Annotated in this window: 12 protein-coding genes; 8 read left to right on the plus strand and 4 right to left on the minus strand. The window is 52.0% G+C overall.

The window, feature by feature from the left end:
• Positions 1–103: 103 nt before the first annotated feature.
• The 3 genes from BLX24_RS22945 (at position 104) to BLX24_RS22955 (ending at position 1,684) form a co-directional block, all read left to right on the plus strand.
• Positions 104–529: a YybH family protein gene (locus BLX24_RS22945; protein ID WP_071505553.1), complete on the plus strand. Its 426-nt coding sequence runs from the start codon at positions 104–106 to the stop codon at positions 527–529.
• A 69-nt stretch (positions 530–598) separates the two neighbouring features.
• The gene (locus BLX24_RS22950) at positions 599–1,174 is read left to right on the plus strand and encodes a Crp/Fnr family transcriptional regulator (protein ID WP_071505554.1); all 576 of its coding nucleotides are present in this window, start codon (positions 599–601) and stop codon (positions 1,172–1,174) included.
• A 69-nt stretch (positions 1,175–1,243) separates the two neighbouring features.
• On the plus strand, positions 1,244–1,684 hold the full coding sequence (locus tag BLX24_RS22955; RefSeq protein ID WP_071505555.1) for a carboxymuconolactone decarboxylase family protein: 441 nt from the start codon (positions 1,244–1,246) through the stop codon (positions 1,682–1,684).
• 394 nt (positions 1,685–2,078) lie between these two features.
• Here BLX24_RS22955 and BLX24_RS22960 read toward each other — a convergent pair whose 3' ends face one another.
• Genes BLX24_RS22960 through BLX24_RS22970 form a run of 3 tightly spaced genes read right to left on the minus strand, consistent with a single transcriptional unit; the run spans position 2,079 to position 3,878 of the window.
• Positions 2,079–2,294, minus strand: coding sequence for a hypothetical protein (locus BLX24_RS22960; RefSeq protein WP_071505556.1), 216 nt, complete (start codon positions 2,292–2,294; stop codon positions 2,079–2,081).
• A gap of 23 nt (positions 2,295–2,317) precedes the next feature.
• Positions 2,318–3,388, minus strand: a complete 1,071-nt coding sequence (locus tag BLX24_RS22965) for a dipeptidase (protein WP_071505557.1) — start codon at positions 3,386–3,388, stop codon at positions 2,318–2,320.
• Between the two features lie 13 nt (positions 3,389–3,401).
• On the minus strand, positions 3,402–3,878 hold the full coding sequence (locus BLX24_RS22970; protein ID WP_071505558.1) for a RidA family protein: 477 nt from the start codon (positions 3,876–3,878) through the stop codon (positions 3,402–3,404).
• Between the two features lie 394 nt (positions 3,879–4,272).
• Between BLX24_RS22970 and BLX24_RS22975 the strand changes: the two genes are divergently transcribed.
• Complete coding sequence (locus BLX24_RS22975) at positions 4,273–5,046, plus strand: DeoR/GlpR family DNA-binding transcription regulator (RefSeq protein ID WP_071505559.1); 774 nt, start codon at positions 4,273–4,275, stop codon at positions 5,044–5,046.
• Positions 5,047–5,050: 4 nt separating this feature from the next.
• On the opposite strand, the gene BLX24_RS22980 is transcribed toward BLX24_RS22975, so the two are convergent.
• Complete coding sequence (locus BLX24_RS22980; RefSeq protein WP_177225899.1) at positions 5,051–8,389, minus strand: leucine-rich repeat domain-containing protein; 3,339 nt, start codon at positions 8,387–8,389, stop codon at positions 5,051–5,053.
• Positions 8,390–8,487: 98 nt separating this feature from the next.
• Here BLX24_RS22980 and BLX24_RS22985 point away from each other — a divergent pair, with 98 nt between their 5' ends.
• From BLX24_RS22985 to BLX24_RS23000, 4 genes are all read left to right on the plus strand, one after another.
• Positions 8,488–9,549, plus strand: a complete 1,062-nt coding sequence (locus BLX24_RS22985; protein WP_071505561.1) for an agmatine deiminase family protein — start codon at positions 8,488–8,490, stop codon at positions 9,547–9,549.
• Positions 9,550–9,637: 88 nt separating this feature from the next.
• Positions 9,638–9,973, plus strand: coding sequence for an avidin-fold protein (locus BLX24_RS22990; protein ID WP_071505562.1), 336 nt, complete (start codon positions 9,638–9,640; stop codon positions 9,971–9,973).
• A gap of 85 nt (positions 9,974–10,058) precedes the next feature.
• The gene (locus BLX24_RS22995; protein ID WP_071505563.1) at positions 10,059–10,769 is read left to right on the plus strand and encodes a hypothetical protein; all 711 of its coding nucleotides are present in this window, start codon (positions 10,059–10,061) and stop codon (positions 10,767–10,769) included.
• Positions 10,770–10,890: 121 nt separating this feature from the next.
• Positions 10,891–13,269 (plus strand): peptidylprolyl isomerase, encoded by a 2,379-nt coding sequence (locus BLX24_RS23000; protein ID WP_083422129.1) that lies wholly within the window; start codon positions 10,891–10,893, stop codon positions 13,267–13,269.
• Positions 13,270–13,317 lie beyond the last annotated feature (48 nt).

The raw sequence follows: 13,317 nt of genomic DNA on the forward strand, positions 1-13,317 counted from the left end.
ATCAGCCTGCTTACCAGAACCTCGTTATCAGGGACAACTGCCTATTATTCAAAAACTTCTCCGCTTTTTTACCGTTAAACGTATACACTCAACCTGCATATTTATGTTACCTAATGAAGAAATTGACCGGATTGTAAAGGCTCAGGAGAGCGCCGTCCGGCTTAAAGACATTGACGGTGCAATGAAGCACTATTCACCCGATGTGGTGTCGTTTGACGTAGTCAGTACCTTGCAGAAACGTGGTATAAAAACCTGCCGCGAACGGCTGGAAAGCTGGCTGGCACAATTTCCGGAGCCGTTTAGCTACCATATTGAAACCCTTTCTATTACTGCAGATGAGGAGGTTGCCTTCTGCCATTCATTCAACCACGTGCTGGGTGATCTGGCAAACGGCAACCGCATCGACATGCGCTGGCGGGCAACCACCTGCTTCAGCAGGATGAACGGTAAATGGCTGATTACGCATGAACACAGCTCCGTCCCGTTTGACCCCGAAACCGGTATGGCCATTATCAAGGGAGATGCTTGATTGGCCAGCCAGAATGAGCCGTATTGACATCTGCTTTACCTTTACGGCTCGTTCCTGCTATTCTGATATATGACCGATGCCCTGCTGAATCACATAAGCCGGTATATATCCTTGCCGGAGGAGTCTGCCGGAGAAATCAGCGTTTTCTTTACACCGCTCAGTCTACGGAAAAAGGAAAACCTGATGGAAGCAGGTCAGGTATGCCGTAACCACTATTTTGTGGTTAAAGGCTGTCTGCGGCTCTTTTTTATCGATGAAAAAGGGATCGAGCAAACCATTCAGTTCGCCCTCGAAAACTGGTGGCTGGCCGACTATACGTCCTTTAGCAATCAGAAACCATCGGCTTTTTTTATTCAGGCCATTGAAAAATCGGAGGTTCTGGCGATTGATGTGCATGCACAGGAACGGATGCTACAGCAGTTTCCGGTGCTTGAACGATACTTCCGGATCATACATCAGCGGGCGCATGCCGCAGCACAATACCGGCAGCAGTATACGCATGACATGACACGGGAAGAGATGTACCTGCACTTTGCTCAGAGTTACCCTGAATTCGTGCAGCGTGTTCCGCAATATTTACTGGCTTCTTTTCTGGGTTTTACACCGGAATACCTCAGCGAAATCCGCAGCCGGAACCGATCTTAAACCAGTTTAAGATTTTCCTCCCTGCCTGTACCGACCTTTGCATGGTCATTCAACCAAACAAATAACACCATGCAAAAACGCATCAATATTCTCGAAACACAACCACAGGCCACTAAAGCGCTCATGGCCCTGGAAGGATTTCTGGCCACATCGGGCTTATCTAAAACACACAAGGAACTACTGAAAATCAGAGCGTCGCAAATCAACGGATGTGCGTTTTGCCTTGACATGCATACCAAAGATGCGCTGAAATACGGCGAAACGCCGCAACGCATTTTTCTGCTGAATGCATGGCGCGAAACTGATCTGTTTACCGACGAAGAAAAAGCCGTTCTGGCGCTTACTGAAGAAGTAACCTTGATCCATCAGCACGGCCTGTCCGACGAAACCTATGAGCGGGTCAGTGCTTTTTTTGATGACCACTACGTTGCGCAGCTGGTGCTGGCGGTGGTAACCATTAACGCCTGGAACCGGATTGCCGTCAGTGCGCAACTGCCTGTACCTCGCTGACCATTCTCTTTTATACCATCAGTTAAAGCCTGAACAGGCTTTAACTGACAACTTATGCATAAAGTATGCCCCGCTTCAATTCAACTATTGCCGGAAGATGACTTACCTGTTTTTCGTCAGAGGCAGACTGCATTATCAACCTGCCTCATACCGTTAATCTATTCTATGGGTAAGTATACTGACTATCAAGTGCGTAAACCGTATAATAAATAAACAGCCCAATTCTAAAAAATATATAATATTTTGAAGCTTTAATATAAGTCAATGTGACTTATGTTTAACTGAAGCAAGTATTCATCTTAAAAAAACATTCCACCTTTTAATGGCTGATTTTTTGCTGGTTCCAACACCTGTACTTATCGGCGTTGGCGCATTGCTGCTGCTTTTTTTTCTACTAAACAAGGGTATGAAAGTTTTCAGCAGTAATAAAACTTGTCCACGGTGTCATCATGAAGCCCCGAAACGCATTAAACGCCCGCTTTTGATCAAATACCTCTTTCTGCCGCTGAAGTATTATTGCTGTAACTCCTGCCAGCATAAGTATTTCGTCTTTGGCCGGTAAATAGCAGAACGCCTTGCGTACTCCCGTTTTGATAGCGGCAATACGCAAGGCGTTTATACCCCGTTATGCATTTACGCCCAGGCGTTCCGGAGGAAACGCAGCCAGTTACCGTGCATAATATGTTCAATATCTGTTTCCGAATACCCACGCTTCCGCAACTTATCGGGAATCGTCTGCAGGTCGGTGATGGTTTCCAGATCATACGGACACTGCTCCTTACCAAATGCCCCATCAAGGTCGGAACCAATGCCGATATGCAGCGCATTGCCGGCTAGCTGACAGATATGATCAAGGTGATCGAGCAATACGTCCAGGCGGCAGTTGGTACCTTCCGGCGTCGACTGGCCACGTACCCAGCCCGGTACCATCATCCAGGCATCCAGTGCCCCGCCGATAACCGCCCCGCGGGCAATCAGTTCTTTCAACTGTTCATCACTGAACTGGCGGTTATGATTAACCAGGGCCCGGCAATTGTTATGGCTGGCCCAGACCGGACCATGAAAATGGTCCATGGCTTCCCAAAAACTATCGTCGCACAAATGCGTTGCGTCCAGAATAATGTTCAGGCGCTCCATTTCGCGTAGCAGCGCCTGGCCGCGTTCGCCCATAAACCCGGTGGCGTCGGTGCCCTGCGCGTATCGTCCGGGCCCGTAATGAGCAGGTCCGATGGCACGCAGCCCGTACGCCCAGGCCCGTTGTACATGGTCGGTCGTGATCAGCGAATCGGCTCCTTCCAGACTCAGTATATACCCGACCGGTTTAGCGGATGCAGGCTCATCGGACTGCCAGCGGGTCAGGTGCGCCTCTAACCCGGCCAGATCACGGATCTGCACCATCTCACCGGCTTCTTCCATGGCTTCATACCAGTAACGCTGGGCCTGGGTTTGTGCCCACGCCTGCTCGGGCGATTGCCAGCCCGGCAGCGGGTTATCGGGCGCTACATAACGCGCAATCTGCGTAGCTACGACCAGCCCAATGTTGCCTTCGCGCAGAGCAGGCAGCGAAACCGTTGCTTTTCCCCGGTCCGGCTTGTCGGTCATACCCTGTTCGCGGGCCCTGATCTGTGCGACAGACTGCCGCAGATCCCGGTTCCACTCCATGGCATTCATGCTGAGATCGAGGTGAGCATCAATGATAAACATAAGAATTGGCGGATTAAACTAACTCAAACAGGGCTTCAATTTCGACCGGAATATTGTCGGGCAAAGAACCCATACCAACCGCAGAGCGCACACCGATGCCGTTTTCTTCGCCCCATACCTGTGCAAACAGCTCGCTGCACCCGTTGATAACGTAAGGATGGCGCTCAAAATCAGACGTACAGTTTACCATTCCTAACACCTTAATAACGCGCTTTACCCGATCCAGACTCCCCAGATGGGTTTTGATAGTGGACAGGATCGTTAACCCCACCTGACGCGCTGCCAGCTTTCCGGCTTCGATATCCATATCAGCCCCAATACGCCCGATAATAAGGCTCTTGTCGTCCTGTACCGGTCCATGGCCCGATATGTACAGGTATTTACCGTCAATCAGGTACGGTTTATAGACACCCAGCGGCCGTGGCGCAGGTGGCAGCGACAGGTTTAGGGTTGCAAAGGCAGCTTCGGGCGTTAACAGATCGGTTTGCATGTGTTTTAGCATTTTGTGTCACTAACGTAAAGTGCACTGATTAAAATAGTATAAAATATTGGAATAAGCCTGAAATTTAGCCATATACCCGTTTAATGCTCGTTTTTTATTCGCTATTTTTGGCTAGCGGGACTGATGATTATTGTAACAGACAAATTAATCATTCCGCAATATTTGCAATAATGACTGCAAATATTGCAAATATCCTTCTGTTTAATCAATAGTTACAGGAGATTTTTGTCTCTGTTACGTTTAATTAGGATTAGGAACTTAACTTGTAGCAAACAGGCAATTAATTAAATCTGCTGGTATCATCAGCAAAGACCTGAATGCCCTGACAGGCACTGTCAGCTGCATTTAATGAATTATCAATTATTTAATTATCCGGAGTAATATGCAACCCAATGACGCATCAGTTATCCTGCTGAAAGATGAGCGTAAAGAACTGATCTTAAAACAGATTAACCTGCACACACGCATCTATTTAGCCGATCTGGCATCCACACTCAATGTTTCGGAAGACACTATTCGCCGGGATATAAACGAACTGGCCGAAGAGGATAAAGTCATCAAAATCCGGGGCGGTGCCATGTCGAAGGCCTATCACCACGGGGCGGCCTTACAGGAGACGTATGCCCATCAGAACAAACGCATTATTGCCGAAAAGGCCCTTGGTCTGATCAAAGAAGGTATGCTTATTCTGATCGGCGGGGGCACAACCATCCGGGAACTGATCAAACTGATACCAAATGAGCTGAAGGCCACGTTTATTACCGTCAATCCGCTGACGGCCGTTGAACTGCTGGATAAGCCCAATCTGGAAATTATCATGATTGGCGGACAAATTTCGCGGTATAGCCAGATGAGCGTTGGCGGGGATGTCAGCCACCGGCTGTCTGAACTGCGTGCAGACCTTTGCATCATGGGCACCAACGCCATCGACTCCCGTGAGGGTTTCAGCGATTCGGATTGGGAAACGGTCCAGGCCAAAAAAGCCATGATCAAGGCATCAAACAAGGTAGCGATTCTGGCCATCTCCGAGAAAATGAATACGGTCATGCGCATGAAAATCGCCGACCTCGACCAGATCGATTATCTGATTACCGAACTACCGACCAATTCGCCGCAATTACAGGCCTATCATAACAGCCGGGTCAGGCTGCTGTAATCATCTATTCACTTTTCCGGACCATGCTTTTCGCCAGCGCGGTCAGTTGTGTCAGGGCTTCTTTTTGCTCCTTCGGCAGGGGCAGCGAAAGCAGGGTTTTATCGTACCAGGTATACATCCATTCAGACAGCGACTCTGTCTGCAAGCGTCGTTGATTGGTAAACGATTCAATAGCCTGTGCCTGCGTTTTTTTACCGGCCAGAATTTCCTGACAAAGCCGGAAATAGGTACCAATGCCGCTGTTTTTTTCGGGAGTCGTCCGGCTTTCGTAGCGGGTCAGGATGGCGTCAGCACGGCTGAGCTGATTGGTGAGCAAGGCCAGGGCAGCCGCAATTAACTCACTTCCGGCGGTGGCCCGCTGGCTGCGATACGACATCTGCTCGTATAACAGATCGGTGTCATAGAGGTCAAGGGCTTTGGCAAAACTGGCTCTGGCCTTTTCCAGTTGGTTTTGCTGCGCCAGCAAACGGCCTTCGGCCAGCTGGAAGGTAGCCCGTGAATAGTCCGCTCCTTTTTCGGGTAACCGCTTCAGCGATGCGTTAAGATCCGCCAGTGCCGCCTCCGTATTACCCATTTCGCCCTCAACCATGCCTTTACGACCTAACCAACCGGCCAGATAATGCTCCGGCAGGTATACCATCACGGTACTGAATCCGTTCGTTGATCCTTTCGGCAGCAGAGGGGCCTGCTCAATGGCTTTCTGATAGTCGGCTAAGGCTTCGGCGTATTTTTTCAGGCTAAAATGAACGTCTGCCCGAAACCCATACACCATTGGTTTCAGAGAATCGGGGGCAACCGCCATGGCCTTGTCAAACAGATTCAGTGCCTCCGCCGAATTCATGTACTCCATTTTCTGCACGCCTCCGCTGATGTAGGCCCGCGTCAGGGCCACACTTGTTCCGGCGGTGGTTCCCTCCTGCTGCGCAATCAGCAACACCAGCTGATCAATATTTGAGAAAGGCTGGCTCATGCCCGTTGGCACCGGATTATCTGTCAGGTCGACCCACCGCAGCTCCGGCACGTTCCCCAGTTCGGCCGGGACCCGCGTCAGCCGGTTGTTGGCCAGCACCAACCGGTTGATTCCTAATCGCTCATACCCGGCAGATGGCAATTCGGTAAGGCCACAATTGGTCAGATCCAGTTCAGAAAGCTGCGGCATGTAAGGCAGTAATTGCCACATATGCCACGCATCGAACTCCCGCTGATGTTGTATCCGGAGAGCCCGTAAACCGGTACAGTATTTCAGGCTATCAGGCAGTTTCTGCATTTCCCCCAGCCCGCTGCTGCCTGACTGATCACCTGTTTTACCGGTTACCATCAGTTCATTCAACTGCGACAACTGCCCCATCGATTCAGGTAAGCCAAAGACGTTTCCCCGTTTAATGATTAACCGTTCCAGCCGGGCACACTGACCGATTTCGCGGGGCAGCGTCATCAAATCACTGTCTTCAATATTCAGCGAGGTCAGTCTCTGCCAGTTACCAACCGTAGCGGGCAGAAAACGAACAGGCACATGTTGTATATACACCTGCCGGATCGCCCGCCAATCGCCGATGGAAGCCGGCAGGTCGCGGATCGGATTCTCTGAGAGGTGAAAGCTTTCGAGCTTCGCCAGACTACCAAGCGAGGCAGGCAACGCCCCCAGCTTGTTCCGGCCAATGTAAAGCTCCCGCAGATTCCGGAGTTTGGCCAGCCCCTCCGGCAAAAGCGTCAGCTGGTTTTCGCCGATGAACAGGCGCTGTAGCGAGTCAAGAGTGCCGATGCTTTCGGGCAAGGCAGTTATGGCATTCTGATCGATGTTCAGCGTATGCAACAGGCGTAGTTTACCCAAATCGGCCGGTAACTGCGTCAGCTGGTTTCCCAGCACCACCAGTGAGCGCAGTTGAGTTAGCCGCGTCAGGTTAGCGGGCAGGCTGGTCAGCTGGTTGCCGAACACATTCAGGCTCCGCAGGCGGGTCAGGCGGGTCAGTTCGTCGGGCAGGGCCGTCAGCTGGTTATTGCGCAGGTCGAGGTCTTCCAGCTTTGTCAGTTGCCCGATAGAAGCCGGTAAAGTCGTCAGTCCGGTTTCGTTCAGCCCCAGCGTCTTGAGTTCTTTCAGTTGTCCGATGGCGGCCGGCAGTTGCTGTAACGGATTTTCGCGCAGGTTCAGCTCCCGCAGGTTGGACAGGCCAAAAACACCCGCCGGCAAGGCGGTCAGCGAATCGGATTCCAGGTCCAGCACTTCCAGCACTGAGAGCCGGTGCAGGCAGTCCGGCAATTCGCCCGGAAAGCTTTTGGTAATGCGCAGTTCCTTCAGGTTGGTTAGTTCGCACAGACCGGTCAGCGGCTGGTGGATGCGAAGGCCTTTCAGCGTAACCGACTCCAGCCGGGGCAATCCGCGAAACCCGTCTTCGGGAAACGCAATGCGGGTCCGGTTGCCGGTCAGCTTCAGCGACCGCAGGTTGGTGAGCCCGGATAGGGAGGCAAATGTAAACGTAGCCGGTTTCTGTCCTGCATCATTCGGCGGCATTGTCAGCCGACCATTCTGAATGCGCATCTGCGACAGAATCTGATTGGTTTCGGCAAAGGCTATGTCAATTGTTTCGAGGCTTTTCAGTCGGGATAACCATTGGAGTGATCCGGCTTCGGTCGGTAATAAGCCAGACAAGGATAGCTTTTTCAGGTTTTTCAGACCCGTTATCTCTTCAGGCAGCAATAGCATTGAGGCTCCGCCAATTGTCAGTGATTCGAGTTGCCTGAGTTGTCCCATTGTGGGCGGCAACTGAATTGTTTCGGACAGAAACGGTTCCAGATGGAGGGCTGTCAGCCGATTATTGGTTGCCAGTAGCTGAAAAGCCTGATCATAATCAAAAGCAGCACCATATAAATACACCGACTTTAAGGCTTTTAAGCGGCCTAACGAAGCAGGAAACTGCATGAGTTGCTGCCGTGGCCGGTTCATCGAAAAGGTTGTTACGCTGAGCGTCAGTTCCTCAAGGTTCGGCAACGTTTCCAAGGCCATAAACAGCGAATCGATCCGATCGCCAACCATCAGGCTTACTGCCACGGTGCGTATCTCCGGGCACCGGGCGAGCAAATGCCAGTCATCATGAGTTGCCTTACGCGTTGTCAGCGAAACGGTGTATACCGGTTTGCCTTCCTGCTGTTTCTCAATGAGTTCTTTCAGGTTTTTAACAACCGTGCCGTTTACCGCAGGACGGTTTCCGGGGCCGAAAATCACAGGTATGCCAACCTCCCAGATTCCTTTCGCTTCCTGCCCCTTTCCGGCCGTCTGTGAGAAAGCCTGAAAAGCTGAAAACCAAAGAATTACCCAAATCAGTAGCGGTTGTCTTAATCGGTTCATAGGCAGTGGTAGTAACAGGGTCAGTACATTCATAACCAAAGGAAAACACCCGGCGGCTATAAATTTCGTAGTTTTGTAGTCTGTTCAAAAAAACTGGCATGAATATACAAGCGTCGTCAACGAATAGCAATCCGTCTCAGCCGGGCTTTTCTTTTCCCGCTGAATGGCAGCCACACGTTGCCACCTGGCTAAGCTGGCCACACACAGAAGCGTCCTGGACCAAAGAGCGTCAGGAGCTGATGTTTCCGTCATACATTGAATTTATTCGTACCATTGCTCAGGGTGAAGAGGTATGTATTAATGCCCATAACGAAACGGTGATTCAGGCCGCTAAATTGCGCCTGCTGCTCGCCGGTGTCGACCTGACCAACATTCACCTGCTGCCCAACCCGACCAACGATTCGTGGTGCCGCGACCACGGTCCGGCCTTCCTGAAAAATCCGGCCACGGGTGAGCGGATGATCGTGAACTGGGGCTACAACGCATGGGGCGGCAAATACCCGCCGTTTGACAACGACGATCTGTTGCCGGTTCTCATTGCCCACTACCGCAACCTGCCGTATGTAACGCCCGGCATTATCATGGAAGGTGGTTCGGTTGAATTTAACGGTGCCGGTACGCTGCTGACCAGCCGTGCCTGCCTGCTGAACGAAAACCGGAATCCGCACCTGAACCAGGCACAGATCGAAGACTACCTGCATAAATTCTATGGCGTACAGCAGGTGCTTTGGGTCGAAGACGGCATCGTGGGCGATGATACCGACGGCCATATCGACGATACCGTCCGGTTTGTGAACGAAGACACGGTGGTGGCGGCCTACGAAACAAACAAAAACGATGAAAACTACCCGATTCTGCAGGACATTCACCATGAACTAAAGCAGATGCGGTTACTGAACGGCAAACAGCTCAACATCATCGAGCTCCCCATGCCTGACCCGGTTGTCAGCGACGGACTGCGGTTGCCGGCCTCATACGCCAATTTTTACATTGCCAACTCAGCGGTTATTGTCCCGACCTTCCGTTGCGACAAAGACCAGCAGGCACTCGATATCCTGAGCCAGTGTTTCACCGACCGGCCGGTCGTCGGCATCGATTCAACCGACATCGTCTGGGGCCTCGGCAGCTTCCACTGCCTCAGCCAGCAGGAGCCTGTATAATTGCGAAAGAGTGAATGAGTGATTGCGTGAGCTGCACCTTGCCCCATTCAATCACTCATTCGCTCTTTCACCCAATCACAATTCATCCATGTATCACAACAAAATATTCCGGTCGGTGACCAATACGGATAATGGCGAGGTGGGCAATGAGACACGGTTCCATTATCAGCAGGACGGGCAGCTTGTCTGGGCAGAATACGGGGGCGGTGCCATCCGAAAGGGCTTCCTGATCGCGACGGTAGGGCCCGATAACCGTCTGGACATGCGCTATCAGCACGTCAATACACAGGGCGTCCTGATGACCGGCCGCTGCCTGTCAACGCCTGAACGATTGCCCGATGGCCGCATCCGCCTTCATGAACGCTGGCAGTGGACTTCCGGTGATGAATCGTCGGGAGAATCAATTGTGGAAGAGGTTGGCTGATGTTTTGCGCCGGAACTATGTACGTTATTGTGGGCATACACCCGAACAGAAAGCAATCGCACGTTGTAAATCGTAAATCATTCTGATGCTGTTAAAACGAACATCAACATACGTGTTGGGAGGCCTGGCCGCCTTTCTGACGGCCTGCGCGGTGCCAAAGTCATTTGTGGCCGAACTGCAACCCCGTTCCGTGAAAGCCATCGATACCGAAGAGACGTTCAGTCGGGGCGACGAGATTTTGCTGGCCTACTCGCTGACGGCTTTTGATGCCCAAAATAAACCAACCGCCGTGGTGAGTGGCGGCTGGGGCGTTGCGTCTATCCGGCAGGGACAGCAGATCAAGCTGCAGCCCGTTGCCAAAACAGTCGGCGAAAAACCGGCCGCTCCCGTCAGCCTGACCATGCCGCGCAACGGCCGTATCATGGCCTCGGTGGTGCTGATCGAAGTGGATGATCTGTCGGAAGCGCAGGATATGCTGACCAAAATCCGGAAGGTACATAATGTGGTCAGTACACCGGCCGCCATTCTGATTACGGCGACGGAGATTCTGACACCGCTTAAATACGTGGCCGCCGGCCTGACCGCAGCCGGTATTGGCATGCAGCTGGCCGACCATCTGGACAACGACGACCTGCTTGGTCAGAGTAATGTGGAGATAAAGGAGGCAGATCTGAAAAAGGACAGCGCGAAGCGGTTTATCCATGTTCCGGCCCGGTTTAAGGGCGAAAACATGCGTGATTCGTATGATTATGAGCTTGAGTATGATGTATTACTGAAGACTGTTAAAGTCAGATAGGATAACAAATGCCGGTGCATGCCCCTGTCGATCATCTTATGGTGCCCAGGTCAATATTTCGGCGGTTTGTTCGTTATTTTATATCAATTACCCATCGGTTAACAGCCGGTTCACTGTGTGCATGACAACGTCAAAACGTTTTTTTTCTGCCAAATACCGTTCTTCTCTTTTATGGGCTGCTCAGTTTACCGGCACCGGCCTGCTGCTGGCAGCCATTGCCGGTGGCTGCAAAACGGCCCCGCCCGTCGTTCAGCAGGCCGCGCCATCTAAACCCGTTATCATAACGCTTGGCAGTAAAGATTTCTCAACAGATGATTTCTTCCAGTCGTTTACCAAAAATCAGGCGATGGCCGACTCCAACCAGCGCACCGACCTGAAAGAGTACCTGACCCTGTATACAAACCTGAAGCTGAAAGTAGTGGCCGCCGAAGATCAGGGGCGCGACACGACTGAAGCCTTTCGGGAAGAGCTTGATACATACCGCAAACAACTGGCACAGACTTACATGACGGATAAGGTCATGATTGAGAACATGGCCGCCGAAGCCTACCAGCGGATTCAGCAGGAGGTAAATGTCTCGCACATTCTGATTCCGGTTTCGGAAGACGCCGCTCCAGCCGATACCCTGGCTGCCTACGATCAGGCGCTCGCACTCCGCAAGCGGGTTCTGGCGGGTGAAGACTTTGCCGCCCTGGCCAAACAGTATTCAAAAGACCAGCTCAGTGCCGACAAAGGTGGTAATCTGGGCTATGTCATCGCCTTTCAGCTGACCTATCCGCTGGAATCGGCAGCCTACCAGACAACAATAGGCGGCGTTTCACAGCCTGTCCGGTCGCGCTTTGGCTACCACCTCGTTCGCCCGACCGACCGGCGCGCCAGCCGGGGAAAGGTACACGTAGCTCATATTCTCGTCCGCATCAGCCCGAACGTGGACAAGGCCGGCGAAGAAGGTGCCTATAACAGGGCTACTGAAATTTACCAGCGCCTGCAAAACGGCGAATCATTTGAGGCGGTTTGCCGCGAGCTGTCCGACGACGCGTCTACCCGCAATACCGGTGGTATTCTGGCATGGCTCGAACCAGGCCGCTGGGTACCTGCCTTTGAAGAAGCAGCCTACAGCCTGACAACGCCGGGTCAGTATACGAAACCAATCCGGACAAACTACGGCTGGCATATTATTAAGTTACTGGAGCGTAAGCCCCTCGAATCCTACCAGGAACTGGCCCCTGCCCTGCGGCAGAAAGTTGTGACCGATACACGGGCCGAAGTATTGCGTCAGGCCACCGTACAGCGGCTGCGGAAAGACTACAAAATAGACGAGAACCGCCCGGTGGTTTCGGCCGCTCTTGCCAAAGCGGACTCTTCGCTGCTGGCCGGCAAATGGAAAGCCGGTACGCCTCTCGAACCGGCGCTGGAGGGCAAAACCTTGTTTACGATTAATCAGAAGCCCGCAACTGTCAACGCCTTTTTTGCGTATGTACAGCAAAAGCAGCAGCCGGTACGCAAAATTACCAATGGCCCGGGAGCGGTGCCGGCCGTGGCGATGCAGCGGTATTATAAACGCTTTCAGGACGACAAACTGATGGAAGCCGAAGATGCCAATCTGGAGAAAAAATACCCGGAGTTGAAGGCACTCATGACCGAAATCCGCGACGGGGTATTGCTCTCGCAGATGATGGAAGATAATGTCTGGGAAAAATCAATGACGGATACCCTCGGTCAGCGCCAGCTTTACGAACGGAATAAAGACAAGTACCGTTATCCGGAGCGGGCGGTTGCCACCATTATTGTGGCGGCCAACAACGATGTACTGACTCAGGCTACCGATATGATGAAACAACTGCCCTATCAGCTGCGTCGTTCGTCGGGTCCGATGGTTTATGAAAAAAATCAGACCGGCATGACGGCAGCCCTCAAAGAGCGTTTGTTTGATGTACTGGTTGCATTATCGCGCAATCCGAATTATATTGTAGAAATCACCGGTTCACATAGTCCGTCAGAAGCAGATTCTGTGTCGGCTAACCGGCTCCGGACCGTCATTAACTATTTGCGCTATAACGGTGTGCCGCTGACCCGCATTATTGAAAAAGACGAGAAAGGCTTCCGGACGGGTGCCAAAACCGATGCGGATCACCAGCGCGTAACGTTCCAGTATTTTTCTACGGCGAAAGAAGATGTGGCACGGGTGCTCAATACACGCCCTGGCCAGACCGGTCCGGCCGCTATTACCATTACGGAGGGCCTTTACGCAAAAGGGGCAGAACCGCTGCTGGAAGGGATTGCCTGGCAACCTGACACCACAACCCGCACCGTAAACGGCAAAACCGTTCAGGTACTGATCAGCCGCATTGAGCCGTCGCGCCGGAAAACGCTGGACGAAGCCCGCGGTACCGTGATTAATGAGTATCAGGCCATACTGGAAAAACAGTGGCTCGATACCTTACGGGCCAGATATCCGGTAAAAATTAACGAAGACGAACTAAGGAAACTGGTTAAATAAATGAGTAATGTGTAATGATTAATGTACAATGAATAATGACCGGTAAGT

It is taken from the genome of Arsenicibacter rosenii (assembly GCF_001870735.1).
Lineage (GTDB): Bacteria > Bacteroidota > Bacteroidia > Cytophagales > Spirosomataceae > Arsenicibacter > Arsenicibacter rosenii.